The 26,183-nt window shown below is 40.0% G+C and carries 23 protein-coding genes and 1 pseudogene; 21 read left to right on the top strand and 3 right to left on the bottom strand.

Annotated elements, in window-relative coordinates:
- Positions 1–281 precede the first annotated feature (281 nt).
- The gene (locus tag GD441_RS01305; protein WP_153122867.1) at positions 282–512 is read right to left on the bottom strand and encodes a DUF2627 domain-containing protein; all 231 of its coding nucleotides are present in this window, start codon (positions 510–512) and stop codon (positions 282–284) included.
- 205 nt (positions 513–717) lie between these two features.
- On the opposite strand from GD441_RS01305, the gene GD441_RS01300 reads away from it, so the two are divergent.
- From GD441_RS01300 to GD441_RS01215, 18 genes are all read left to right on the top strand, one after another.
- Positions 718–2,787: a sigma-54 interaction domain-containing protein gene (locus GD441_RS01300; protein ID WP_153122865.1), complete on the top strand. Its 2,070-nt coding sequence runs from the start codon at positions 718–720 to the stop codon at positions 2,785–2,787.
- A gap of 212 nt (positions 2,788–2,999) precedes the next feature.
- Positions 3,000–3,908, top strand: coding sequence for a phosphate butyryltransferase (yqiS, locus tag GD441_RS01295; protein ID WP_153122863.1), 909 nt, complete (start codon positions 3,000–3,002; stop codon positions 3,906–3,908).
- Between the two features lie 33 nt (positions 3,909–3,941).
- Positions 3,942–5,039 carry a branched-chain amino acid dehydrogenase gene (gene bcd / locus GD441_RS01290; RefSeq protein WP_153122860.1) on the top strand — a complete coding sequence of 366 codons (1,098 nt, stop codon included), beginning with the start codon at positions 3,942–3,944 and terminating at the stop codon, positions 5,037–5,039.
- Positions 5,040–5,315: 276 nt separating this feature from the next.
- Positions 5,316–6,422, top strand: coding sequence for a butyrate kinase (buk, locus tag GD441_RS01285; protein ID WP_153122858.1), 1,107 nt, complete (start codon positions 5,316–5,318; stop codon positions 6,420–6,422).
- Positions 6,423–6,433: 11 nt separating this feature from the next.
- On the top strand, positions 6,434–7,858 hold the full coding sequence (gene lpdA, locus GD441_RS01280) for a dihydrolipoyl dehydrogenase (protein WP_153122856.1): 1,425 nt from the start codon (positions 6,434–6,436) through the stop codon (positions 7,856–7,858).
- Between the two features lie 35 nt (positions 7,859–7,893).
- The gene (locus tag GD441_RS01275) at positions 7,894–8,889 is read left to right on the top strand and encodes a thiamine pyrophosphate-dependent dehydrogenase E1 component subunit alpha (RefSeq protein ID WP_153122854.1); all 996 of its coding nucleotides are present in this window, start codon (positions 7,894–7,896) and stop codon (positions 8,887–8,889) included.
- Between the two features lie 12 nt (positions 8,890–8,901).
- Entirely contained in the window at positions 8,902–9,885 is a 984-nt protein-coding gene (locus tag GD441_RS01270; protein ID WP_153122852.1) for an alpha-ketoacid dehydrogenase subunit beta, read from the top strand.
- Positions 9,886–9,936: 51 nt separating this feature from the next.
- Complete coding sequence (locus GD441_RS01265; RefSeq protein WP_153122850.1) at positions 9,937–11,223, top strand: dihydrolipoamide acetyltransferase family protein; 1,287 nt, start codon at positions 9,937–9,939, stop codon at positions 11,221–11,223.
- A gap of 301 nt (positions 11,224–11,524) precedes the next feature.
- Entirely contained in the window at positions 11,525–13,429 is a 1,905-nt protein-coding gene (locus tag GD441_RS01260) for a methylmalonyl-CoA mutase family protein (protein WP_153122849.1), read from the top strand.
- Positions 13,426–15,600: a methylmalonyl-CoA mutase gene (gene scpA, locus GD441_RS01255; RefSeq protein WP_153122847.1), complete on the top strand. Its 2,175-nt coding sequence runs from the start codon at positions 13,426–13,428 to the stop codon at positions 15,598–15,600. The genes GD441_RS01260 and scpA overlap by 4 nt, the downstream gene beginning before the upstream one ends.
- Entirely contained in the window at positions 15,600–16,724 is a 1,125-nt protein-coding gene (gene meaB, locus GD441_RS01250) for a methylmalonyl Co-A mutase-associated GTPase MeaB (RefSeq protein ID WP_153122846.1), read from the top strand. Before scpA ends, meaB begins: the two co-directional genes overlap by 1 nt.
- A gap of 44 nt (positions 16,725–16,768) precedes the next feature.
- Positions 16,769–17,167 carry a GNAT family N-acetyltransferase gene (locus GD441_RS01245; RefSeq protein ID WP_153122844.1) on the top strand — a complete coding sequence of 133 codons (399 nt, stop codon included), beginning with the start codon at positions 16,769–16,771 and terminating at the stop codon, positions 17,165–17,167.
- An 85-nt stretch (positions 17,168–17,252) separates the two neighbouring features.
- On the top strand, positions 17,253–17,690 hold the full coding sequence (locus tag GD441_RS01240) for a BrxA/BrxB family bacilliredoxin (protein ID WP_153122842.1): 438 nt from the start codon (positions 17,253–17,255) through the stop codon (positions 17,688–17,690).
- 409 nt (positions 17,691–18,099) lie between these two features.
- Positions 18,100–18,903 carry a transporter substrate-binding domain-containing protein gene (locus GD441_RS01235; RefSeq protein WP_153122840.1) on the top strand — a complete coding sequence of 268 codons (804 nt, stop codon included), beginning with the start codon at positions 18,100–18,102 and terminating at the stop codon, positions 18,901–18,903.
- Between the two features lie 104 nt (positions 18,904–19,007).
- On the top strand, positions 19,008–19,676 hold the full coding sequence (locus GD441_RS01230) for an amino acid ABC transporter permease (RefSeq protein WP_338091683.1): 669 nt from the start codon (positions 19,008–19,010) through the stop codon (positions 19,674–19,676).
- A complete protein-coding gene (locus GD441_RS01225; RefSeq protein ID WP_153122836.1) occupies positions 19,669–20,391 on the top strand; it encodes an amino acid ABC transporter ATP-binding protein in 723 nt (240 codons plus the stop codon). Before GD441_RS01230 ends, GD441_RS01225 begins: the two co-directional genes overlap by 8 nt.
- 148 nt (positions 20,392–20,539) lie before the next feature.
- Positions 20,540–21,526 carry an aromatic acid exporter family protein gene (locus GD441_RS01220; protein ID WP_153122834.1) on the top strand — a complete coding sequence of 329 codons (987 nt, stop codon included), beginning with the start codon at positions 20,540–20,542 and terminating at the stop codon, positions 21,524–21,526.
- 93 nt (positions 21,527–21,619) lie between these two features.
- Complete coding sequence (locus GD441_RS01215; protein ID WP_225434107.1) at positions 21,620–22,132, top strand: L,D-transpeptidase; 513 nt, start codon at positions 21,620–21,622, stop codon at positions 22,130–22,132.
- A gap of 147 nt (positions 22,133–22,279) precedes the next feature.
- On the opposite strand, the pseudogene GD441_RS17715 reads toward GD441_RS01215, so the two are convergent.
- Both GD441_RS17715 and prli42 read right to left on the bottom strand, forming a co-directional pair.
- Positions 22,280–22,426, bottom strand: a pseudogene (locus tag GD441_RS17715) (phosphotransferase enzyme family protein); the annotation flags it as partial.
- 92 nt (positions 22,427–22,518) lie between these two features.
- Positions 22,519–22,614 carry a stressosome-associated protein Prli42 gene (gene prli42, locus GD441_RS01210; protein WP_153122830.1) on the bottom strand — a complete coding sequence of 32 codons (96 nt, stop codon included), beginning with the start codon at positions 22,612–22,614 and terminating at the stop codon, positions 22,519–22,521.
- A 157-nt stretch (positions 22,615–22,771) separates the two neighbouring features.
- Here prli42 and mce point away from each other — a divergent pair, with 157 nt between their 5' ends.
- The 3 genes from mce (at position 22,772) to GD441_RS01195 (ending at position 26,174) form a co-directional block, all read left to right on the top strand.
- The gene (gene mce, locus GD441_RS01205) at positions 22,772–23,194 is read left to right on the top strand and encodes a methylmalonyl-CoA epimerase (protein ID WP_153122828.1); all 423 of its coding nucleotides are present in this window, start codon (positions 22,772–22,774) and stop codon (positions 23,192–23,194) included.
- On the top strand, positions 23,191–24,741 hold the full coding sequence (locus tag GD441_RS01200; RefSeq protein ID WP_153122826.1) for an acyl-CoA carboxylase subunit beta: 1,551 nt from the start codon (positions 23,191–23,193) through the stop codon (positions 24,739–24,741). Before mce ends, GD441_RS01200 begins: the two co-directional genes overlap by 4 nt.
- A gap of 311 nt (positions 24,742–25,052) precedes the next feature.
- Positions 25,053–26,174, top strand: coding sequence for a M20/M25/M40 family metallo-hydrolase (locus GD441_RS01195; protein ID WP_153122824.1), 1,122 nt, complete (start codon positions 25,053–25,055; stop codon positions 26,172–26,174).
- The last annotated feature ends 9 nt before the right edge of the window (positions 26,175–26,183 follow it).

Genomic DNA, 26,183 nt, shown 5'->3' with positions numbered 1-26,183 from the left:
TTTTTTCGTAAAGTTTGTTACCTTTATAGTGTAATTTAACTTATCTAAATTGATTGTAGCGGAGGGCACTTGACTCCTCGAAAATGCATTCGCATTTCCTTCGTGCGGTGTTTATTCGAGGAAGCTTATTCAATGTCCTGCGGTAAAAAGAGGGAAGTGGGAGACCCCACAGGCGGTAACGCCGAGGAGTGACATCCCTCCCCGCGGAAAGCAAGTGCCTCTCGCTGCAATCAACGCACAACTTTAAAGTCTAAAAACAACAACCTATGTGAAAAGAGCCTTTATTTAAATCGTTCTTGGACTTTATTTCGCTTTCTGTCCCGATGCAAAATGAAGCCTGCAATAAAACCAATTCCTCCCACACAAAGGATAAAACCAATCAGAAACTGCAGCCACAGCGCAGGCAGTGGGGAATGTAAAATACCGAATAGCACATCTCTCATCCATTTGATTCCTAATGCTGCAAGAGCACCAGGTATAAATAAAATCAAAAAAGCAACCAAACGCTTCATGGGTTCTTCCTCTCTAAAATATTTGTAACCGTAGTAGATGGTGTCCCAACAAAATGACCCTTTTTCCGCTACAAAAAGCATAATTTATATTTGGAATTTGTCAAGACTAAATGTTACAGTATGATGTAAGGAAAGTGTGCAGAAAATTGCACACATTTTTGAAAAATTTTTCATAGGAATGCTTAGTGGTTTAGGAGGCAATAGGATGCAAAAAGTAATGATTGTAGGAGGAGGAAAAGGAGGATTAGCCATTTTAAAAATCCTTCTCGAGACGGACTTTTTATCTGTCGGATCCGTTGTAGATATCAATGAAAAAGCTCCGGGGATTTTATTAGCAAATGAGCTTGGGATCTTAACGGGGAACAATTGGGAAGAGTTAATAGATGAAACATACGATATTGTAATTGAAGTAACTGGAAATCAAAAAGTGTTTGAAGAAATCCGGGCAAAGAAGCACAAAAATACTGTGCTTGTTCCTGGGACTGTGGCTTTTATCCTAGCAAAGCTTTTAGAAGAGAAAGAAGCGCTTGTACATAAATTTAAAGAAGAATCCTATAAGAGAGATTTGATATTTAACTCCACTGATGATGGCATGATTGTAATCAATCAACAATGTGAAGTCATTCTATTCAATAAGAGTGCTGAAAGAATGACGGGAATTTTACAGTCAGAAGCAATCGGAAAACAAATTGAAGAAGTGATTCCTTCAAGTAAGTTGCCAAGAATTTTAGAATCCAAAAGAATAGAGGCGAATCAAGAGCAAGTATTGAAAAATGGTTTGAAAATTATTACGACAAGGTTTCCAATGTTAAATGAGAATGGAGACATCATAGGCGCTTTTGCGGTCTTTAAAGATATCACAGAAGTTGTAAACCTAGCTGAAGAAATTACTAATATGAAGGAAATTCAAACGATGCTTGAAGCCATCATTCATTCTAGTGATGACGCAATATCAGTGGTGGATGAAAAAGGAAGAGGGATCCTCATTAATCCTGCATATTCTAGAATTACGGGATTAACGGAGGAAGAAGTAATCGGGAAGCCCGCAACAACAGATATCTCAGAAGGAGAAAGTATGCATATGCAGGTTTTAAAAACAAGAAAACCTGTCAGAGGTGTAAAAATGCGGGTTGGTCCACATAAAAAAGAAGTAATTGTTAACGTAGCGCCAATTATTGTAAACGGCAAACTAAAGGGAAGCGTCGGTGTAATACACGACGTGTCTGAAATTAAGGAGCTTACCCAAGAATTGAACAGGGCTCGCCAAATTATTAGGACGCTAGAAGCGAAATATTCTTTTGAAGACATTGTCGGGGATTCTGAAGAAATGCAGCTAGCGAAGGACCAGGCAAAGCTATGTGCACGGACACCAGCAACGGTCCTGTTAAGGGGAGAATCTGGTACAGGAAAAGAATTGTTTGCCCATGCCATTCATAATGGAAGTGATCGTAAATTCAATAAATTTGTACGAGTTAATTGTGGTGCGATTTCGGAGTCGTTACTAGAAAGTGAACTGTTTGGTTATGAAGAAGGTGCTTTTTCAGGTGCGAAACGTGGTGGAAAAAGAGGATTGTTTGAAGAAGCGAATAACGGAAGTATTTTTCTTGATGAAATCGGAGAAATGACTCCAAAAATTCAAGTAAAGCTTCTTCGAGTGTTACAGGAAAACGAAATTGTAAGAGTTGGCGGTACTAAGCCGATCCCTGTTAATGTCCGGGTCATAGCAGCAACAAATGTAAATCTTGAGAAAGCAATTATGAATGGGACGTTTAGGGAAGACTTATATTACCGATTAAATCGTATGCCTATCCACATTCCCCCTTTAAGACAACGTAAAGATGATATTCCGAAGTTATGTAATCATCTATTAAGAAAGCTGAATCAAGAATACGGAAGAAATATTGAAGGCCTTACTGATCAAGCTTTGTTAAAGTTAAAGCAATACGACTGGCCTGGGAACGTAAGAGAGCTTGAAAACGTACTAGGAAGAGCTATTATTTTTATGAAATTTAATGAAGTGATCATTGATCACAACCATATACCTGACCTTTCCAACACTAAAAAAATAGATGAAAAAAATGAAAAATTCATAGGTTTCTTGGAAGAAGAATCGCTTGCGTCTAAATTAGAAAAGTTTGAAAAGCAAGTTATTATCGAAGCTTTAAAACAAAACAGTGGCAACAAAACAGCTACTGCAAAAAAATTAGGGATTTCTGTAAGAAATCTATATTACAAAATGGAGAAATATAACCTTGAAGAATTTAGCGTGCAATAATTTGCATACTATGAAATAATTTTCACGGTGGTTCCGAAAAATTAATAATTATTATTATTTTTCAGTAATAAAAACGCTTACAACAAATGCGATTTTACTAGGAATGATCATGAAAAAAATAAAAAATGAAATCAATATTAAACTTTGGCACACCATTTGCATAATAGATAATCGATGATTTAATGCTGCAGGAAAGGGTTGATATACTCCTTATGAATTTAAAAATGCTAGTAGAACAAGCAACCCAATATGAAGAAAAGACTGTTGCTGTTGCTGCGGCAGAAGATGAAGAAATCATTGAAGCTGTAGCAGAAGCAGTTAAAAGAAAGATTGCTGCATTTCTTCTTTTTGGTGACAAGGAAAAAATATGTACGATGCTTGATATGAAAGAAAATGGATTATCAAAGCATGAAAAAATCAAAATCATAAGCGCACCTTCGAAAGAGACATCTGCAGAACAAGCTGTCAAAGCAGTAAGGCTTAATGAAGCAGATGTATTAATGAAAGGGAATGTGCCAACAGCAGTACTATTAAAAGCTGTGCTAAATAAAGAAATTGGCTTAAGGACTGGTCATGTTTTATCCCATGTCGCTGCTTTTGAAATCCCAGACTATAACCGACTGATTTTTGTTACGGATGCAGCGATGAATATTGCTCCTGACTTAAATCAAAAAGTTCAAATTGTGAAAAACGCAGTGAATGTAGCTAGATCTCTTGGAATAGAGTGTCCAAAGGTTGCACCACTTGCTGCCGTTGAAGTGGTCAATCCAGATATGCAAGCAACTTTAGATGCAGCAGTCCTTACTCAAATGAATGCAAGGGGACAAATTCAAAACTGTCAAATCGACGGGCCGCTTGCTTTAGATAACGCAGTGTCAGCATTTGCTGCGGAACATAAAGGGATTGTTAGCGAAGTAGCTGGGCAGGCTGATATTTTACTTGTTCCAACAATTGAAGTAGGTAACGTACTTTATAAATCGCTTATTTATTTTGCTAATGCAAAGGTAGGAGCTGTTATTGCCGGAGCAAAAGCACCAATTGTATTAACATCCAGAGCAGATTCTGCAGAAAGCAAGCTTTATTCATTAGCTGTAGCCGTCTGTTCTGCAAATCACAATTAAAAGGTTCTTTCGAATAAAGGGGAGGATTACACGATGGAAATCTTTAAATATTTAGAGAAGTACGACTATGAGCAGCTTGTTTTTTGTCAGGATCAACAATCCGGTTTAAAAGCAATTATCGCAATCCATGATACAACGTTAGGCCCTGCGCTTGGAGGTACGCGCATGTGGACATATGAATCAGAAGAAGCTGCTATAGAAGATGCTCTTCGGTTAGCAAGAGGGATGACATACAAAAATGCTGCTGCAGGGTTAAATCTTGGCGGTGGAAAAACCGTTATTATTGGAGACCCGCGAAAAGATAAAAACGAAGAAATGTTTAGAGCTTTTGGTCGTTATATTCAAGGATTAAACGGTAGATATATTACTGCTGAGGATGTTGGAACAACTGTCGCTGATATGGATATTATTCATGAAGAAACAAGCTATGTAACAGGTATTTCTCCTGCATTTGGATCTTCAGGTAATCCTTCACCTGTAACTGCTTACGGCGTATATAGAGGAATGAAGGCTGCTGCAAAAGAAGCTTTCGGCTCCGATTCATTAGAAGGCAAAGTCATCGCGGTACAAGGTGTTGGGAACGTAGCTTATAATCTTTGCCGTCATTTGCATGAAGAAGGTGCAAAGCTAATCGTAACGGATATTAATAAAGAGTCTGTTCAAAGAGCGGTTGAAGAGTTTGGAGCCAAGGCAGTAGATCCTCATGAAATTTATGGAGTAGAATGTGATATTTATGCTCCATGTGCATTAGGTGCCGTGATTAATGACGATACAATTCCTCAGTTGAAAGCAAAAGTCATTGCTGGTGCAGCTAATAACCAGCTGAAAGAACCGCGTCACGGAGATATTATTCATGAGATGGGTATTGTGTACGCACCGGATTATGTGATTAACGCTGGCGGTGTTATCAATGTTGCCGATGAGCTATATGGTTATAACAAAGATCGTGCACTTAAGAAAGTTGAAGGGATCTATAACAATATCGAAAAAGTAATTGAAATTGCTAAACGTGACGGTATCCCAACTTATTTAGCGGCTGACCGAATGGCTGAAGAAAGAATTGAAAGAATGAGAAATTCCCGCAGCCAATTCCTTCAAAATCCTCGCCACATATTGAACCAAAGAGGTTAATTCAAAGGAGAAGAGCAAATCGTTTGGGCTGCTCTTCTTCCATGTTTTCTAAAATAGGAGCTACGCTTTTCTTATTGTCTAGCTCCAAGCGCCAGCTCTTCGGGTAAAATAACCTCCCCCTACGAAGTCTTTAGACTTCTTCGGGTGAAGAACATTTACTTCGACAGGACGTCGTGATGTCGACGTTTGCCACAGGACGTGGCAGGTGTTAGTCGACGTTCATTTTATCAGGAGCTAAGCAGGTGCTTTATGCATTTCTTATTGGAGGTTTTGAAGTTGCAAGAGACAAAACATCGGATTCTTGTTATCAATCCAGGTTCTACATCAACGAAAATCGGTGTGTTTGATAATGAAATTTCCGTTTTGGAAAAAACCATTCGCCATGATGCTGAAACAATCAATTCCTATGAGAATATCATTGATCAGTATGATTTCAGGAAAAATACCATTTTGGAAACATTGCATGAAGAGGGAATCAATGTCTCCAAATTGAGTGCTGTATGCGGACGAGGGGGATTGTTGCGCCCGATTGAAGGCGGAACGTATATAGTGAATGAAGAAATGCTACATGATCTTAGGATTGGTTATAACGGACAGCATGCTTCAAACCTAGGAGGAATCCTTGCCTATGAAATCGCAAGTGGCCTGAATATTCCGGCTTTCATTGTCGACCCGGTTGTTGTGGATGAACTAGATGAAATTGCAAGAGTATCCGGCTTTCCTTTAATTGAGAGAAAAAGTATTTTCCATGCTTTAAACCAAAAAGCAGTAGCAAGAAGAGTAGCTAAACAGCTTGGGAAAAAGTATAGCGAATTAAATTTAATCGTTGTTCATATGGGCGGAGGTATCACTGTCGGTGCACATCGGAATGGTCGTGTTGTGGATGTGAACAACGGTCTTCATGGAGATGGTCCGTTCAGTCCAGAAAGAGCAGGTACTGTACCTGCTGGTGATCTAGTCAAGCTGTGTTTCTCAGGAGACTATTATCGTGAAGAAATAATGAAAAAGCTTGTTGGTCAAGGCGGTATGGTTGGCTATCTTGGAACAAATGATGCCGTTCAAGTGGAAAAGATGATTGAAAAAGGAAATGAAAAAGCGAAACTCATTTACTCTGCAATGGCTTATCAAGTAGCGAAGGAAATCGGTGCTGCCAGTGCTGTTCTATCCGGAAGAGTAGATGCCATTATCCTGACAGGTGGATTGGCGTACGGAAAGAATTTCGTAAAAGAAATCTCTTCTCGAATCAATTGGATTGCAGATGTAATTGTTCATCCGGGTGAGAATGAGCTTCAGGCTCTCACTGAAGGAGCCCTGAGAGTTTTAAGAGGTGAAGAAGAAGCAAAGGTATATGCTTTTTCATCCAAAGAGAGAGTAGAAAAATAAGGAGGGACAGTATGGCAAAAGAGTATGATTTGGTTGTACTTGGCGGAGGTACTGGAGGCTATGTTGCAGCAATCCGAGCCTCTCAGCTTGGATTGAAGACAGCGGTCGTTGAAAAATCAAAGCTTGGAGGCACCTGTCTTCATAAAGGCTGTATTCCATCTAAAGCATTATTAAGAAGTGCGGAAGTTTACCATCAAGCAAAAAACAGTGAAGCTTACGGAGTACTTACAAGTAATGTAGAGATTGATTTTACAAAAGTCCAAGATCGAAAAAATACGATTATAAACCAACTTCATAGAGGCGTTCAGCATCTTATGAAGCAAGGGAAAATTGACGTTTACGAGGGTACGGGCCGTATTATGGGTCCATCTATATTCTCGCCAATGCCTGGGACTATATCTGTTGAAATGAATGATGGTAGTGAAAACGAAATGCTGATTCCAAAAAACGTTTTAATCGCTACTGGTTCTAGACCAAGAACTTTGCCGGGCCTTGAGATCGACGGTGAATATGTTATGACGTCGGATGAAGCACTATCTTTGGAAGCTCTTCCAAATTCCATACTGATTGTGGGTGGAGGAGTGATCGGCATTGAATGGGCTTCTATGCTAAACGACTTTGGTGTAGAAGTGACGGTTATTGAATATGCAGATCGCATCATTCCTACAGAAGATATAGAAATTTCCAAGGAAATGCAAAGAGTGCTTAAGAAAAAAGGAATTAAATTTGTGACTGGAGCGAAAGTTTTGCCGGAAACTTTGGAAAAAGGAGATGAAATTGTAACCGTCTCTGCAGAAGTGAAGGGTGAAACGAAAGCCTTTTCTGCTGAAAAAATGCTTGTTTCTGTAGGAAGACAAGCAAATGTAGAGGGGATTGGGCTTGAAAATACCGAAATCGTGATTGATAAAGGCTATATCGTGACGAATGAATTTTATCAAACAAAAGAATCTCATATATATGCGATTGGAGATTGCATCGGTGGATTACAGCTTGCCCATGTTGCTTCCCATGAAGGGATTGTGGCAGTGGAACATATCGCAGGAAAGAACCCTAGAAAGCTTGACTATACATTGATCTCTAAATGTATATATTCTTCTCCAGAAGCGGCAAGTGTTGGACTAACAGAAGATGAGGCAAAAGAGAAAGGACATAACGTTAAGATTGGAAAATTCTCTTTCAAAGCAATAGGGAAAGCCCTAGTTTTCGGGGAATCTGATGGCTTTGTTAAAATTGTCGCAGATCAAGATACAGATGATATTCTTGGAGTACACATGATTGGCCCACACGTTACCGATATGATTTCAGAGGCTGGACTTGCAAAAGTATTGGATGCAACGCCTTGGGAAATTGCTCATACGATTCATCCTCATCCGACTTTGTCAGAAGCGATTGGGGAAGCTGCGTTGGCTGTAGATGGATTGGCCATTCATTCTTAAATGATCAATAGAATCGTTGAATAGGAGGGAATTTCATGGTGCAAAACCGTCATGAAGAATTAGGTTTAAGCAATGAAACTTTGTTGGAAATGTATGAAACCATGCTGTTGGCACGACGCATTGATGAGCGGATGTGGCTGTTAAATCGTTCAGGGAAAATCCCTTTTGTTATTTCTTGTCAAGGTCAAGAAGCAGCACAGGTAGGGGCAGCTTTTGCTCTGGATCGTGAAAAAGATTATGTACTTCCGTACTATCGTGATGTAGGTGTCGTTTTAACGTTCGGCATGACAGCTAAAGAGCTGATGCTATCAGGCTTTGCAAAGGCTGAAGACCCGAACTCTGGCGGACGCCAAATGCCTGGTCACTTCGGTAAAAAGAGCTGCAGAATCGTAACCGGTTCTTCGCCAGTTACAACGCAGGTTCCTCATGCAGTTGGAATTGCCCTTGCTGGAAAAATGGAAAACAAGGACTTTGTTACCTTTGTAACATTTGGGGAAGGATCCAGTAACCAAGGGGACTTCCACGAAGGTGCAAACTTTGCTGGGGTACACAAGCTTCCGGTTATTTTCATGTGTGAAAATAACAAATATGCTATTTCTGTTCCAATTGAGAAGCAGCTTGCGTGTGAAAAGGTATCCGATCGGGCGATTGGATATGGAATGCCTGGGATAACAGTGGACGGAAACGATCCATTAGAAGTATATAAAGCTGTTAAAGAAGCAGCAGATAGAGCTAGGAGAGGGGAAGGTCCGACATTAATCGAAACCGTATCCTATCGACTAACTGCACACTCCAGTGACGATGATGATCGAGCGTATCGTGCACCAGATGAAGTGGCAGTTGCGAAGTCAAAAGATCCAATCATTACGTTCGGAGCCTATTTAAAAGAATTCGGAATTATGAATGATGAATTAGAAAAAGACATAAACGATAAAGTCATGAAAATTGTGAATGAAGCGACTGACTACGCTGAAAACGCACCGTATGCTCCTGCAGAATCTGCATTGAAATATGTGTACGGCGAACAGTAAGGGGGAAGAAGCATGCCAGTGATTTCTTATATTGATGCTGTTACAATGGCAATTCGTGAAGAAATGGAACGAGATCCTCGTGTTTTTGTATTGGGTGAGGACGTAGGAAAAAAAGGAGGGGTATTCAAGGCAACCCAAGGTCTTTACGATCAATTCGGAGAGCAAAGGGTGATTGATACACCGCTAGCGGAATCTGCCATTGCAGGGGTTGGTATTGGAGCGGCTATGTATGGAATGAGACCGATTGCAGAAATGCAATTTGCCGATTTTATTATGCCGGCAGTTAACCAAATCATTTCAGAGGCAGCGAGAATTCGTTATCGTTCCAATAATGATTGGAACTGTCCAATTGTTATTCGCGCGCCATACGGCGGGGGGATTCATGGAGCACTTTATCATTCCCAATCCGTTGAAGCGATTTTTGCTAATCAACCAGGTTTAAAAATTGTGATGCCTTCTACTCCTTATGATGTGAAAGGATTGTTAAAAGCGGCGATACGAGATGACGATCCGGTTCTGTTCTTTGAGCATAAGCGTGCTTACCGTTTGATTAAAGGAGAAGTTCCAACAGATGATTATGTATTGCCAATCGGAAAAGCGGATGTAAAGCGTGAAGGCGAAGACATCACAGTTATTACTTACGGACTGTGTGTACATTTTGCGTTACAAGCGGCAGAAAAACTTGCTAGCGATGGGATCTCTGCACATGTACTTGACCTAAGAACAGTTTATCCACTTGATAAGGAAGCCATCATCGAAGCAGCTTCAAAAACAGGTAAGGTGCTTTTAGTTACGGAAGATAACAAAGAAGGTAGCGTCATGAGTGAAGTAGCGGCCATTATTGCTGAAAACTGCTTATTCGATTTGGATGCACCAATCATGCGGTTGGCAGGACCAGATGTACCTGCTATGCCTTATGCGCCAACGATGGAGAAATTCTTCATGGTGAATCCGGAAAAAGTAGAAAAAGCAATGAGAGAGTTGGCAGAGTTTTAACAGTCCCCATTTTGTCGAAAATACAGCCATTAAATTAGGGAGGTATTAGCGTTGGCTATTGAACAAATGAAAATGCCGCAGCTTGGTGAAAGTGTAACTGAGGGTACAATCAGCAAATGGCTTGTGGCTCCCGGAGACCATGTAAATAAATATGACCCGATTGCAGAGGTCATGACCGATAAAGTAAATGCAGAAATCCCTTCTTCTTTTACAGGAGTTATTAAAGAATTGCTGGCAGAGGAAGACCAAACTTTGGCAGTTGGAGAAGTCATCTGTACGATTGAAGTGGAAGGCGGAGAAGCCAAAGGTGAATCGGTATCCCAAAATGTACAAGATGATATGCCAGCAGCTCAAACCGAAGCCTCTGAAAAAGATGCGGCTTCTCCAAACAAAGCCCGTTATTCACCGGCTGTGCTTAAACTCTCCCAAGAGCATGGGATCGATTTAACACAAGTGAAAGGAAGTGGAGCAGGCGGTAGAATTACCCGCAAGGATTTGCAAAAAATCATTGAGTCCGGCCATATACCAACTGTTGAAGTAACGGATCAGAAGACACGAATTGAACAGTCAGCTTTAAAAGAAGCTCCTATAAAAGCTTCACAGCCAAAACCAGAGCCTATTTCGATTCCAACAGCCGTTGGTGACAAAGAAATTCCAGTTAGCGGGGTAAGAAAAGCGATTGCTGCAAATATGCTAAGAAGTAAGCATGAAGCACCGCATGCCTGGACGATGATTGAAGTAGATGCAACAAATCTTGTCCGCTATCGCGATGCGGAAAAGGCTTCTTTCAAGCAAAACGAAGGCTTCAATCTGACATACTTTGCGTTTTTTGTGAAAGCAGTCGCACAAGCACTAAAGGAATTCCCACAAATTAATTCGATGTGGGCAGGAGATAAAATTATCCAGAAGAAAGATATTAACATTTCTATTGCAGTTGCGACAGATGATGCATTATTCGTTCCAGTCATAAAAAATGCTGATGAAAAATCCATTAAAGGAATTGCACGTGAAATCCATGAGCTTGCTCAAAAGGTACGCTCAGGCAAGCTTAAATCCGAAGATATGCAAGGTGGAACTTTCACTGTAAACAACACAGGCTCTTTCGGTTCTATTCAATCAATGGGGATCATCAACTATCCGCAAGCAGCTATTCTTCAAGTAGAATCTATTGTGAAACGTCCTGTTATCATTGATGGAATGATTGCTGTCCGAGACATGGTCAACCTATGCATGAGCTTAGATCACAGAGTGTTAGACGGCCTTGTATGCGGAAGATTCCTTGCAAGAATTAAAGAAATCATTGAGAACATCTCTAAAGAAAATACGCCAATCTATTGATCATAATAAGAAAACGCTGGGAAGTCCGGCGTTTTTTTTCATATTTTTTATTTGGGTTTTGTGTTATGCATTATTTTCTGGTTATATAGTGCATTTATGTTCGATTCCTACGGATCATTTGGAAAAAGTTGAGGACTGTGATGCCATGTATTGGTTTACAGAAAATTTTGAGTATACTAGAATATAATTAAATAGTTTTGAATTTTAATGCAATTTAAAAAGTAGAGGGGAGGGAGCTTTCGAATAGCTGGCAGAGTAAATATAGCTAGCTAGGAGGATCAGCAGGGGGTATGGATCCTAATTGATAGAAAGCGATACTATGAAGCTAGAGACTGTTAGGAAAACAAGCTTTCCAAAGGTTTCGTTTGAGGAGTGGAAGGCAAAGGCTGAACAAAGCTTAAAGGGGAAATCAGTAGATTCTCTTCAATCAAATACATATGAGGGGATAACCTTACAACCTCTCTATACGAAAGAAAGTGTAGATGTAATGGATGAAGCAGCAGGGACATTTCCATTTACAAGAGGGATAAAATCGGTTCCTTATGCTAAGGAATCATGGCTAATAGCACAAAAAGTACATGAAGAGGATCCGAATAAGCTGAATCAATTAGTGAAGCAGGCTTTATTAAGGGGACAAAACTGCTTGTCTTTTTCATCAGAAGCATTTAAGGACAATCTAGCGGAAGCTTTTCAACAAGTTTTTGATGGAGTCAATTTTGAGAGCACTCCTTTTTTAATAGATCTAAAATATGAACAAGTGACATTTTTATCTCTTTTACAGTCTTATTGTGAAAATGTAAAAGTGGATAGAGGTAAAATCAGTGGATTAGCCGGCAGGGATCCGATTTCCGATGGACTGGAAAAAGGAAAGCTGGTACAAAATCCGAATGTATTTTTTAAGGAATGGTTCAAGAATATTAAACAGTATCAGGAGTCTTTCCCGAAACTTAGAACGATTTTGGTGAAAGGCAGCGTTGTTCATAACGCGGGTGGAAGCGCTGTACAAGAACTAGCAATGAGTCTAGCACTGGCTGTTGAGTACTTACAGGCAGCAATCCAAAACGGAATGACGCCTGAAGAAGCAGCAGAGAAGATGTATTTTCAATTTTCCATTGACAATCAATTTTTTATGAATGTGGCAAAATTAAGAGCGGCAAGAAGACTTTGGGCTATCATAGGGAAAGTTTATGAGGCTGATACAGACAGCTTTCAAATGCATATTCATGCTGAAACTTCGATATTTACAGAGACCTTGTACGACCCTTATGTAAACATGCTGCGAGCTGCCAACCAAGCCTTTGCTGCCATCGTTGGCGGAGTGCAATCTTTAGAGGTGTATCCGTTTGATCACGCGACTGGAAGTAGCACGTCTTTTTCAGAAAGGATTGCCCGTAATACGCATCTTATTATAAAAGAAGAAACGTGGATTGATAAAGTAATAGACCCAGCTGGTGGTTCTTACTACGTTGAAAAGCTGACAGAGGAGCTTGTAGAAAAAGCTTGGGCACTATTTTTGCATATTGAAGAAAAAGGTGGAGCAATCGAAGCAATTAGACATGAGTTTATCCAAGAAGAAGTGGAGAAAACTTTTGCTAAACGCATGGAAAACGTAGCCATAAGAAAAGAGAGCATAATTGGAACGAACGTTTATCCGAATCCATCTGATCGTTATCCAAAGATTAAAACACATTCGTCTAAAGAACATTTTGATTTTGAACCGATGGATATAAAACCGCTTTCTCCTAAAAGGCTATCAGAAGAGTACGAGACGCTTAGAAGGCTTGCGGAAGATTATAGGCTCAGACACGGTGCAGCACCACAAGTCGGTTTGCTACTACTAAAAGAGTTGAAAAACCATAAGGCACGCGCTGATTTTATGAAAGGATTTCTTGCTGCTGGAGGTATAGAGTGCAAAGAAAGCGATCGAATTTTGACGAAAGAGGATGCTGTTTTATTCGTCAAACAAACAGGATTGAAGCATTTGGTTTTATGTTCCGATGATACAAGCTATGAAGAAATGGCGATAGATGTTGTACGTGCCATCAAACAAACGGATTCAGAGGCTATTGTCTTTATAGCAGGAAAACAAAAACCTGAACTACAAACTAGGCTGCAGGAGGAAGGAATCAAAGACTTCATTCATGTTCGTTCGAATGTGCCCGCCTTTATTCAAACCATTTTTGCAGACTTGGGGGGAATTAAATGATGAAAAAACCAGATTTTCAAAAGGTTGATCTTAAAAAAAACCTACAAAGTCCTCCTCTTGATCAGCTAGTGAAAGATGATATAGAAGAATTGCTCTTCCAAACAAACGAAGAAATTAAAATAAAATCCTTTTATACAAATGATGATATAAAAGATTTAGAACACCTTGATGATAAGCCAGGTATAGCGCCTTTTACACGTGGACCTTACCCAACCATGTATGTGAATCGTCCTTGGACCGTTCGTCAATACGCTGGTTTCTCTACTGCGGAGGAGTCGAATGCTTTTTACCGAAGAAACCTTGCGATGGGTCAAAAAGGCTTATCTGTTGCATTTGATTTGGCAACTCATCGCGGCTATGATTCCGACCATCCACGTGTGGTCGGTGACGTTGGAAAAGCTGGTGTTGCCATCGATTCTGTAGTGGACATGAAGCGTTTATTTGAAGGGATTCCGCTTGACCAAATGTCAGTGTCAATGACAATGAATGGTGCAGTACTTCCTGTCATGGCCTTTTATATCGTGACAGCTGAGGAGCAAGGGGTTAGCCAGGACAAGCTGTCTGGAACGATCCAAAATGATATTTTAAAGGAATACATGGTTCGAAATACGTATATTTATCCTCCGGAAATGTCGATGAAAATCATCGCGGATATTTTTGAATACACTTCAAAATTCATGCCAAAGTTTAATAGTATTTCTATCTCTGGCTATCATATGCAGGAAGCTGGGGCACCTGCGGATATTGAGCTAGCCTATACATTGGCTGATGGACTTGAGTATGTCCGTACAGGGTTAAAAGCAGGAATACCGATTGATTCGTTTGCTCCGCGCTTAAGCTTCTTCTGGGCAATTGGGATGAACTATTTCATGGAAGTTGCAAAAATGAGAGCAGCTCGCTTGATTTGGGCAAAGCTTATGAACCAATTTAACCCGAAAAACGAAAAATCAATGGCTCTTCGCACTCATTCTCAAACATCCGGCTGGAGTTTGGCTGAACAAGACCCGTTTAATAACGTAGTGCGCACTTTAATTGAAGCACATGCTGCAGCATTAGGTCATACACAGTCACTCCATACGAATGCTTTAGATGAAGCGATTGCACTTCCAACTGATTTTTCAGCACGAATTGCACGAAATACCCAACTATACCTTCAAGAGGAAACAGGAATTACGAAGGTAATCGATCCTTGGGCAGGCTCCTATTATGTGGAAGCATTGACGAATGCACTTGTCGAAAAGGCTTGGGCTCACATAGAAGAAATTGAAAACCTTGGCGGCATGGCAAAGGCTATTGAGACAGGATTGCCGAAAATGAGAATTGAGGAAGCAGCTGCAAAACGCCAGGCAAAAATTGATTCTAAACAAGAAACGATTGTCGGTGTGAATGCTTACAGACTGGATAAGGAAGAACCGTTAGATATTTTAGAAATTGACAATACAGCTGTCCGTGAAAGCCAAATTGCAAAGCTGAACGAATTGAAAGCATCCCGTAATGACGATGAGGTGAAAGCGGCTCTTGAAGCATTGACAATAGCTGCTAAAACCGGTAATGGAAATCTGTTGGATCTGGCAGTGAAGGCAGCGCGAGTAAGGGCTACACTTGGAGAAATATCACAAGCTATTGAAGAAGTAGCTGGACGTCATAAAGCCATTATCCGTTCCATCAGTGGCGTGTACAGCTCTTCGTATTCTAAAGAAGATGAAATTGCCGAAGTGAAACGGATGACGGAGGAATTTTTAGAAAATGAAGGACGCCGTCCACGCATTCTAATGGCGAAAATGGGACAGGATGGTCATGATCGGGGGGCAAAGGTCGTGGCAACCGCCTATGCTGATTTAGGATTTGATGTAGATATTGGACCACTATTCCAGACGCCTGAAGAAACTGCACGTCAGGCTGTTGAAAATGATGTTCATGTAGTCGGAATGAGCTCGCTGGCAGGAGGACATAAAACATTGCTGCCACAGTTGGTTGCTGAACTGAAAAAGCTAGGAAGGGAAGATATCGTCGTCATTTGTGGAGGAGTTATTCCTGCCCAAGACTATGACTTCTTAAGGGAAAATGGAGCTTCATGTATATTTGGACCAGGTACAGTTATTCCTGAATCGGCAAAAGAAATTATTAAAGCAATCTATTCACGACTAGGCTATGAGGAAGTGTCAGTATAATGCACCAAGATCAAAAGCCCGAATGGGTGGATGAAAGCAATCCTGAACAGTTCGCAACAGTGATCAGAAAGGGACGTGAAGCTCCAAAGACTGAAATGAAACAATCAGGCAGCTTTAAATTTGTTAAACCACAACAAAGAAAGCTGAACCTAGACGAGATCATTCGGGAGATGCAAGCTGGTAACCGCACGGCCCTTGGTAAAGCAATCACTTTGATTGAAAGCAATGCTTGTCATCATTTTGACCAAGCACAAGAGCTGCTTCAAAAAATTATGCCACACACCGGAAATTCTGTAAGAATCGGTATTTCCGGTGTGCCAGGAGCCGGCAAAAGCACGTTCATTGAAGCCTTTGGTCTTTATCTTTGTTCTAAAGGCCATAAAGTGGCAGTGCTCGCTGTTGATCCGAGCTCCACGGTGACAGGCGGAAGCATTTTGGGGGACAAAACACGAATGGAAGACCTCTCAAGAAATGAGAATGCTTTTATTCGACCTTCCCCATCAGAAGGGACACTAGGTGGCGTCCACCGCAAAACGAGAGAGACCATGCTCTTGTGTGAAGCGGCTGGGTACGATGTGATTTTGATTGAAACCGTGGGAGTTGGTCAGAGCGAAGCGATTGTCCGAGGAATGGTCGATTATTTTATGCTGCTTGTGATTACTGGAGCGGGAGATGAATTGCAGGGCATGAAAAAAGGGATCATGGAATTGGCAGATGGCATCGTAGTGAATAAAGCAGATGGAAGTAATAAACCACTCGCTTTAAAAACGAAGGAAGAATATAACCGTATTTTGCATTTTCTTCAGCCCGCAACGAAGGGATGGCAAACAGAGGCCTATACTTGTTCCGCTAAAACAGGTGAAGGTATTTCAGAATTATGGGATGTCATTGAGAGGTTTATGGCTTTTATTCAGAAGTCTGGGGTTTTCGAAGAGAGAAGAAGACTGCAGGTAAAAGACTGGATGAAGTCTTTAATAACAGAACAGCTTCATAAAGTATTTTATCAAAATCCTGAAATCAAAAAGATTTTACCTGTTTTAGAAAATCAGGTGATGAGCGGGACAAAAACCGTGTCAACGGCTGTTTCAGAAGCTTTCAAGCATTTTTTTAAAGGAATATCATGACGGGATTTTCTAGATGATGCGTTTGCTAGGAGGAGTAGGAGATAATGGGAATTATCTATAAATTAAATGAGCCGGTGAAAGCTGAAGAAGTGATTCAAGTATTTAAGAATAGTGGAATAACACGCCCAGTAGACCAAAAAGAACGAATTCAGAAGATGATCGATCAAGCTAATGTCATAATTACTGCTTGGGATGAAGGAAAATTAGTAGGGATTGCTCGAGCTTTGACGGATTTCAGCTATTGCTGTTATCTCTCTGACTTGGCTGTCGATCAACAATATCAAAAAAGTGGAATTGGAAAGCAGCTAATAGAACGGCTAAGGGATGTGATCGGTGAAGAAGTTGCACTGATCCTTCTATCTGCACCAGGTGCGATGGAGTATTATCCTAAAGTTGGATTCGACAAAGCGGAAAATGCTTTTATCATTCGGAGAAAACGTTAAATTGATAAAGATCAAACTTCTCGATTGAATCCTAAACGTCCTATTGATATGATGTTAGTGAATAAAAACGTTTAGGAGCGATACCATGAATATGGATTTTAATTTTTTTATGAATGATATTGTTAGACAAGCACGCCAGGAAATTACGGCTGCTGGCTACACAGAATTGAAGACGCCTGAAGAGGTAGACGAAGCATTTAGCAAAAAAGGAACAACGCTGGTTATGATTAACTCTGTATGCGGTTGTGCAGGTGGAATTGCACGTCCTGCTGCTGCGCATGCTATTCATTATGATAAGCGCCCTGATCATTTGGTAACAGTTTTTGCTGGTCAGGATAAAGAAGCAACTGAACGTGCTCGCAGTTATTTTGAAGGATATCCTCCTTCATCCCCTTCATTTGCTCTCTTGAAGGATGGCAAGCTTTGTACAATGATCGAACGACATGAAATTGAAGGACATGATCCTGTGTCTGTAATAAATAAGCTTCAAAGCTACTTTGATCAGTACTGTGAAGAAGTATAATCCATTTACTAACCCTTGGTTCATGAAACCAAGGGTTTTTTTAACGTTTTTGATTATTTATTCAATATTTTGTTCTGAAGTAAAAATTATTTTTTTATTTTCAAAAGGCTGATTTCGTAAAGTTTGTTGCTTTTTAAGTGTAATTTAACGACACGATCTGAGTTGATTGTAGCGAGCCTTTCAAAAAGAGTTAAGAAACATATTAGAATAATAAAAAACTATTTTTTAAAGAATAAATTTTTATTATTTTTATTGCATAATAATAAAAATGTGTTAAAATACAAAACATCGAATAAATATTAATATATTATTTTTCTTGAAAAAGTTATTTTCATATTTCATAATAGGTTTTGAAATATAAAAATATTAAGAAAAATTAATATTTTGTTAATTGTAGGAGGAAAACAAAATGAAAAAATGGTTTGCTATGATGCTAACGACTTTTTTGCTAGTGGGAATTCTAGCAGCATGCGGAACATCTAACAAAAAAGAAGAAGGCGCTAGTGGTGAGGGAGAAGAAAAGAAAGTACTGACAATGGGAACATCTGCGGATTATCCTCCATTTGAATATGTTGATACTGCAAAAAGTGACGAAATTATCGGTTTTGACATTGATTTAGCAAAAGCGATTGCTGGAAAGCTTGGCTATGAAGTGAAAGTAACAGATATGGAATTTAGTGGTCTTATCACAGCGTTACAATCCAATCAAGTAGACTTCGTTTTAGCAGGAATGACTCCGACAAAAGAGCGCAAGAAAAGCGTTGACTTCTCAGACGTTTATTATGTAGCTCAACACATGATCGTAACGAAAAAAGATAGTGGTATTAAGAAAGAAGAGGATTTGGCAGGTAAAACGGTTGGGGTTCAATTAGCTTCTATTCAAGAGGGAATGGCACAAGAGCTTGTAGAAGAAAAGAAGATTGCTATGAAAATTGAAAATCGCAACAGAATTCCAGAAATTGTTCAAGAAATCCTTGCAGGACGTTTTGATGCAGCAATCATTGAAGATACAGTTGCAAAAGGTTATTTAGAAGATAACGATGAATTGGTAGGATATGTGATTCCAGTTCCAAAAGAAGAAGCTGGTTCAGCGATGGCCTTCCCGAAAGGTTCTGAATTAACCGCTAAATTTAACGAAGAGTTGAAGAAAATGAAAGAAAACGGCGAACTTGAAAAGCTTGTTCTAAAGTGGTTCGGCGGAGAAAATAAGTAATTTTATTAAATGAAAAAGTGCCCGGTTATTCACGGAAGTAATAATTTCTTCTTGTGGCCAGCTTGGCACTTTGCTTTACTTTACTAACATTGCAGTAGAGGGGAATGACAAATTTGAATTTTGACTTTGCTAGAATCGCACCTTCCTTGCCTTATATCCTGGAGGGAATCCCCATTACTCTTAAAATTGTTGCTGCTGCAGCTTTGCTTGGCTTTTCATGGGGAGTTATATTGGCGTTATTTAAAATCAGTCATTTTAAGCCGGCGATTTGGTTTGCCGATGCATATACTTCTGTATTTAGAGGAACTCCACTCGTTCTTCAAGTTATGCTCATTTACTATGGTGCTCCGCAGCTGTTCGGAACGCAAATTGATGCGTTTGTGGCCGCTTTTTTATCATTTGGTCTAAACTCTGCAGCCTATATTTCTGAGGTAATTCGCGCAGGGATCCTTGCGGTGGATAAAGGACAGCGCGAAGCCTCGATGGCACTCGGAATTCCATATAAAAGAATGATGTGGGATATTATCCTTCCACAGGCAATGAAAAATATTTTACCTGCACTTATGAATGAATTCATTACTTTAACGAAGGAATCTGCCATTGTGACAGTTATCGGCATCACGGACATTATGCGCCGTTCGTATATTGTTGGTGGACAAACGTATAAATTCCTTGAACCAATCCTATTTGCCGGACTCATTTATTACGTGATGGTTATGATCTTAACCCTACTTGGCAAATTGGTTGAAAGGAGAATGAGACGCAGTGATTAAAATCGAGAATCTTCATAAATATTTCGGGAAGCTGGAAGTTCTAAAAGGGATCACAACTTCTATCAATGAAGGAGAAGTTGTTGCTATTATTGGTCCATCTGGTTCTGGTAAATCTACCTTCCTGCGCTGCATGAATCTTCTCGAGCAACCGACAGAGGGGAAAATTTGGATCAATAATCAAGAAATTACAAGCAAAAAGACAAACATTATGAAGGTTCGGGAAAATGTTGGTATGGTTTTTCAGCACTTTCACCTCTTTCCTCATAAGACAGTGTTAGAAAATTTGACCTATGCTCCGATGAAAGTGAAAGGACTATCGAAGGCAGAAGCCGATCAAAAAGCAGTAGAGCTATTAAAGAAAGTCGGTCTCGCTGAAAAGGCTAACGAATACCCAAACCGCTTATCAGGAGGACAAAAGCAGCGTGTCGCAATTGCAAGGGCTCTGGCAATGGATCCTGAAGTCATGCTGTTCGATGAACCTACCTCAGCTTTAGACCCGGAAATGGTTAAAGAAGTCCTAGAGGTAATGAAATCATTAGCACACACTGGTATGACAATGGCAATTGTAACTCATGAGATGGGGTTTGCTAGAGAGGTTGCTGACCGTGTTTTGTTCCTTGATGGTGGTAACCTAGTTGAAGATGCACCACCTGCTGAATTTTTTACTGCTCCAAAAAGTCAGCGAGCAAAGGATTTCCTTGAGAAAATGCTATAATCCAATAGGTAGAGAGGCTATCCAAAAGTAAAACTTTTGGATAGCCTCTTTCTTTACCTATTGTTCATGAAAAGTTTACTTGATATGAACCAGGCGTATATTATTGAATAATATAGTGTTTATACAAAATGACAGCAGGAGTGATAGGATGTTTAGGATCGGTTACCGAACAATAAAAACAGCGATTGGTACAGCTGCTGCCATTTCACTTGCACAGTTTCTTGGACTGCATAACTTTCCTTCTGCAGGCATCATTACGATTCTTTGTATTAAAGTGACAAAGAAAAAATCATTGCAGGCTTCATGGAATCGATTTTTAGCCTGCCTTATTGCAATGGTTTTTTCCACAATATTTTTCGAAGGCATTGCCTATCATCCAGTGATCATTGGAATGATGCTATTATTCTTTATTCCAACGGTAGTAGCAGTAAAAGCTCAAGAAGGAATCGTTACGAGCAGTGTTATTATTTTGCATATTTATTCTGCCAAGCAAGTTACGCTTCCATTGCTTCTTAATGAGACATCTCTTATCATGATCGGGATCGGTATAGCTCTCATCATGAATGTATATATGCCAAGTATGGAGAAAAAGCTGTATGAATATCAAGAGGAAATTGAAAAACATTTTTCTTCTATCTTAAAAGAAATTGTTCGCTTTTTAACAAAGAATGTATGTGATTGGGACGGGAAAGAGATTACGGAAACTTCGCGGTTAATTGCAGAGGCAAAGTCGCTTGCTTTCAGGGATGTAGAAAATCACTTTTTAAGGCATGAGGATTTGTTTTATCAATACTTTGAAATGAGGGAAAAGCAGTTTGAGATTATCGAAAGAATTTTACCGCTTGTTACTTCCTTACCTGCAACAGGAATTCACTGTCAGAGAATAGCAGATTTTATTGAAGAACTTAGTGAAAATGTACATCCGCACAATACAGCTCATGTGTATTTAAAAAAGCTAGATGAAATGATGAAGGAATTTAAAGAAATGGAGCTTCCGAAAACAAGAGAAGAATTTGAAGTCCGTGCAGCGCTCATTCAGCTGACGAAAGAATTGAGAGATTATTTACTATTAAAGCAGTCGTTTAAAGGATTAAAGAAAAGAAAAATCAATCAAGTAACGGTTTCCCCTTCTTAAATGCTCGAATCCAGGGTGGGTTAGGGATCCCTGGGAAAAAAGAATGAAAACTTCATCACTCGACAAAACTAAGAAAAAATTAGGGTGATGAAAGTGCGAATTTTACTTACGATTTTTATTTTGTTAAGTATTAACCCGGTTTGGCCTATTGGAAGAAACCCAGTAATAGGAGATCCTTTTATCATCGTTAATAAAGCGAAAAATGAGCTGGCCTTTATTAAAGGTGGGAAGGTGCAGGAGGTTATGAAAGCAGGGACCGGTAAAAGCAATGATTTAACACCGGAAGGGCTTTTCACTGTTACAGTAAAAGCGAAAAATCCGTATTATCGAAAGAAAAACATTCCCGGCGGAGACCCTCGCAACCCGCTTGGAACAAGATGGATTGGCTTTGATGCAAGAGGAACTAACGGCCGTATATATGGTGTACACGGGACAAATCAGCCATGGACAGTCGGAAAATATATCTCGCAAGGGTGCATAAGACTCCTAAATCCGAAAGTAGAAAAGCTGTACGATCAAGTTCCAATCGGAACGAAAATTCTAGTTGTCAACACGAAAAAAGATTTTGTCACGCTAGGGAAAGAGTACGGGGCAATTAAAAGGTAGTATTCTGTCTCACTTGAAATCACAAGATATTCGCCAATGGATTCGCATCGTAATTCCAAAAAAATGACTCGGAGGCAAACTCCGAGCCATTTTTTTATCCATTTTTTCGCTAAGACACACGTTATTTTAACAAAAAAACGAAACTTCCTACAAATAAATAGAAAAATCGTTAATTCCCGCATATGGCACTTGATTCTTAATTTTGTCTTCTACATCATGCAAGGTGTAATCTTGCCAATCTTCTAAATGATTCATATCCCATTTTTGTTTAAATAATTGATACAAGTAAATCTCTTCATATGTGAAATGACGAGTGCATTATATTGTTATTAAATTATTTGCACTTCTGAAGTATTCACGTGAGGAAAGTCTTCGGGTTTTTTTATTTAGAATAAAAATGATATGCCTGTAAGCAACGTTGATAAAAGCATGACTATCATCATCATATAAACGACAAACTTACGGAATTTTTTATTTTTCATGATCCATCTCTCCCGTTAGAACTAATACAAATCTATTTTATCGTGAATGTTATTCGAAAAACAACTCCCTCATAAAAATGAATTTCTATGCAGGAATATATCGATTTTTGTAGAATATTTCAAATGTTCATTCTGTTAAGAATATGGGGGACTTAATGTGATAACAAAAATTGATCATATTGGGATAGCCGTTCGTTCCTTAGACGATTCGTTGAAGTTTTATTTAGAGACTTTAGATCTTACATACGAAGGAACTGAGACCGTGGAAAACCAAGGGGTAAGAGTTGCATTTTTATTGGCAGGCAATACGAGATTAGAGTTGCTAGAGGCTATATCAGAACAAAGCCCGATTGCAAAGTTTATTGAAAAGCGTGGAGAGGGGATCCATCACGTTGCATTAGGTGTGAAAAATATTGAAGAGAGAATCAAAGAGATAAAGGACAAAGGCATTGTCATGATACATGATGAGCCAAAACGAGGCGCTCATGGAGCAAAGGTCGCATTTCTTCACCCAAAATCAACGGGTGGAGTTCTATACGAATTTTGTGAGAGGGAAGATGAGAAGGGGGCTCATTCATGATTGACATCTATGAAAAAATTAACGATTTATATGACAAACGACGGGAAGTTGAGCTAGGTGGCGGAGATGAGAAAATCGAGAAACAACATGAGAAAGGCAAACTGACTGCGCGTGAACGAATTGATTTGTTAGTCGACCCTGGAACCTTTGTAGAGTTAAATCCATTTATATCTCATCGCTGCAATGATTTTGGCCTTGCGGGTGTAAAAGGACCAGGGGACGGGGTTGTAACCGGCTATGGAAAGGTAAATGGCAGGGATATTTATTTATTTTCACAGGATTTCACGGTTTTTGGTGGCGCATTAGGGGAGATGCATGCAAAGAAAATCGCGAATGTAATGGATTTGGCAGCAAAAAACGGAGCTCCTTTCGTCGGATTGAATGACTCTGGTGGTGCACGAATTCAAGAAGGGGTCGTTTCACTGGATGGGTATGGACATATTTTTTATCGAAACTCTATTTATTCAGGTGTGATTCCGCAAATCTCTGTCATTATGGGACCATGTGCGGGGGGAGCGGTATATTCTCCTGCGATTACGGATTTTGTCTTTATGGTTGAAAAAACAAGCCAGATGTTTATTACAGGCCCGAAGGTCATTGAAACGGTAACAGGTGAAAAAATCAGCGCAGAAGATCTTGGCGGTGCGAGAGTACATAACAGCATTAGCGGAAATGCACATTTCAAAGCTAGCTCGGAAGAGGAAGTTATTGAAAAGGTAAGGCAATTACTTAGCTACTTACCGCAAAATAATGAACAAAAGCCTCCAAGAATGAAACCGAAGCTAGAAGATGATTACAGACCGGAACTAACCGACACGATTCCATTTGATGCACTTCGTCCATATGATGTTCGAAAAGTGATTGAACAAGTGGTAGATCAAGATTCTTTCATGGAAATTCAGCAGGACTTCGCAAAGAACATTGTGATTGGTCTTGCAAGAATAAAAGGCGAGGTTGTCGGTCTTGTCTGCAATCAGCCAAAGGTTATGGCTGGAGGATTGGATATTGACTCATCTGATAAAGCAGCGAGATTCATTCGCTTCTGCGATTCCTTTAATATCCCAATTATCACGTTTGAAGATGTTACGGGTTTCTTCCCTGGTGTTAAACAGGAGCATGGAGGCATTATCCGACATGGTGCAAAAATCTTGTATGCCTATTCTGAGGCAACCGTTCCAAAGCTTACGGTTATTTTGCGAAAAGCTTACGGTGGCGCTTATGTTGCCTTAAACAGTAAATCCATTGGAGCCGATTTAGTATTTGCATGGCCGAATGCAGAAATTGCTGTAATGGGTCCACAAGGAGCGGCAAATATCATTTTTGCAAGGGAAATCGCGAACAGCGAAGATCCAGAAGCAACGCGTGCACAAAAAATTGAGGAATATCGTGAAAAGTTTGCCAATCCGTATGTGGCTGCCTCTCAAGGCATGGTCGATGATGTCATTGATCCAAGAGAAACACGCATAAAAATTATCCAAGCTTTAGAAATGCTTCGTAACAAAAAAGAAAGCAGACCATATAAAAAGCATGGAAATATTCCATTATAAAGTGAAACTTCCATCAGTGAGGGGCTTGATCCCCACTGATGGTTAGTTGAGGCCCACAGGATGTGGGTCACACAGTCGTTGCCACACGACGTGGCGGTTTTAGTCTGTGATTCTTATTTTCGGGCTTTTACGGGCAGTTGTCCCCCAACGTAGACTTCAACGATTCCTCTAATTCTTAAAGTGGGGGTATTACTGCCCGTTAATACGGGATCATTTTGTGGAGGGCAGGGATGAAACATTTGCCCTCCTTCTTTTATTACAGGTATACTAGGATTGAAACGTTTATACATAGTTAATGGAGGTAACCTTACATGATTAATCAAGAAAGACTAGTGTCTGAGTTTTTGGAACTGGTACAAATCGATTCCGAAACAAAATATGAAGGTGAAATAGCTAAGGTTTTAAAGGAAAAATTCTCTGCTCTTGGAGTAGAGGTTTATGAAGATGATACAACTTCTGTAACGGGTCATGGTGCTGGAAATTTAATTTGTACGTTAAAAGGTACAAAAGAAGGTGTGGACACTATTTATTTTACATCCCACATGGATACAGTTGTTCCTGGTAAAGGTGTAAAGCCTTCTATCAAAGACGGATATATCGTGACAGACGGAACGACAATTCTTGGGGCAGATGACAAAGCTGGTTTAGCTGTAATGCTTGAGACAATCCGCGTATTGAAAGAACAAAACATCGCACACGGTACAATTGAATTTATCATCACAGTGGGTGAAGAATCTGGATTAGTGGGAGCTAAAGCGTTGGATCGTTCATTGATCACTGCCAAATACGGCTATGCGTTAGACAGTGATGGTAAAGTAGGTAACATCGTTGTAGCTGCACCTACTCAAGCAAAAATTTCTGCTGTGATTCAAGGGAAGACTGCTCACGCCGGTGTTGCTCCTGAAAAAGGAGTTTCAGCTATCACAATTGCTGCAAAGGCGATTGCAAAGATGCCACTAGGCCGAATTGATGAGGAAACAACAGCAAACATTGGCCGCTTCGAAGGTGGGACTCAAACCAATATCGTTTGTGATCATGTAGAAATTTTAGCGGAAGCACGTTCACTTGTTCCAGAAAAAATGGAGGAGCAGGTCCGCAAAATGAAGGAAGCTTTCGAGTCTACTGCTGAAGAAATGGGCGGAAAAGCAATCGTAGACGTTCAAGTGATGTATCCAGGATTTAAATTTGATCACGGCGATCACGTTGTAGAAGTAGCGAAAAAAGCAGCTGCGCGGATCAATCGCCCAAGCGAGCTGCAGCAGAGCGGCGGTGGAAGTGATGCAAACGTCATTGCAGGCTTCGGTATCCCAACGGTCAATTTAGCTGTAGGCTATGAAGAAATCCACACAACAAATGAAAAAATGCCAATCGAAGAACTTGTGAAGCTTGGAGAAATGGTCATTGCCATCATACAAGAAGTAGCGGGAGAATAAGATGAAGAG

Origin of the sequence: Peribacillus tepidiphilus (assembly GCF_009466385.1) — a bacterium.
Taxonomy (GTDB): domain Bacteria; phylum Bacillota; class Bacilli; order Bacillales; family DSM-1321; genus Bacillus_BN; species Bacillus_BN tepidiphilus.
This window is presented reverse-complemented; position numbering and strand designations above follow the sequence as displayed.

Coding starts and splice junctions, on each gene's coding strand:
- GD441_RS01305 (WP_153122867.1), bottom strand. CDS start 512: ATGAAGCGTTTGGTTGCTTTTTTGATTTTATTTATACCTGGTGCTCTT.
- GD441_RS01300 (WP_153122865.1), top strand. CDS start 718: ATGCAAAAAGTAATGATTGTAGGAGGAGGAAAAGGAGGATTAGCCATT.
- yqiS (WP_153122863.1), top strand. CDS start 3,000: ATGAATTTAAAAATGCTAGTAGAACAAGCAACCCAATATGAAGAAAAG.
- bcd (WP_153122860.1), top strand. CDS start 3,942: ATGGAAATCTTTAAATATTTAGAGAAGTACGACTATGAGCAGCTTGTT.
- lpdA (WP_153122856.1), top strand. CDS start 6,434: ATGGCAAAAGAGTATGATTTGGTTGTACTTGGCGGAGGTACTGGAGGC.
- GD441_RS01275 (WP_153122854.1), top strand. CDS start 7,894: ATGGTGCAAAACCGTCATGAAGAATTAGGTTTAAGCAATGAAACTTTG.
- GD441_RS01270 (WP_153122852.1), top strand. CDS start 8,902: ATGCCAGTGATTTCTTATATTGATGCTGTTACAATGGCAATTCGTGAA.
- scpA (WP_153122847.1), top strand. CDS start 13,426: ATGATGAAAAAACCAGATTTTCAAAAGGTTGATCTTAAAAAAAACCTA.
- meaB (WP_153122846.1), top strand. CDS start 15,600: ATGCACCAAGATCAAAAGCCCGAATGGGTGGATGAAAGCAATCCTGAA.
- GD441_RS01245 (WP_153122844.1), top strand. CDS start 16,769: ATGGGAATTATCTATAAATTAAATGAGCCGGTGAAAGCTGAAGAAGTG.
- GD441_RS01240 (WP_153122842.1), top strand. CDS start 17,253: ATGAATATGGATTTTAATTTTTTTATGAATGATATTGTTAGACAAGCA.
- GD441_RS01235 (WP_153122840.1), top strand. CDS start 18,100: ATGAAAAAATGGTTTGCTATGATGCTAACGACTTTTTTGCTAGTGGGA.
- GD441_RS01230 (WP_338091683.1), top strand. CDS start 19,008: ATGACAAATTTGAATTTTGACTTTGCTAGAATCGCACCTTCCTTGCCT.
- GD441_RS01220 (WP_153122834.1), top strand. CDS start 20,540: ATGTTTAGGATCGGTTACCGAACAATAAAAACAGCGATTGGTACAGCT.
- prli42 (WP_153122830.1), bottom strand. CDS start 22,614: ATGAAAAATAAAAAATTCCGTAAGTTTGTCGTTTATATGATGATGATA.
- GD441_RS01200 (WP_153122826.1), top strand. CDS start 23,191: ATGATTGACATCTATGAAAAAATTAACGATTTATATGACAAACGACGG.
- GD441_RS01195 (WP_153122824.1), top strand. CDS start 25,053: ATGATTAATCAAGAAAGACTAGTGTCTGAGTTTTTGGAACTGGTACAA.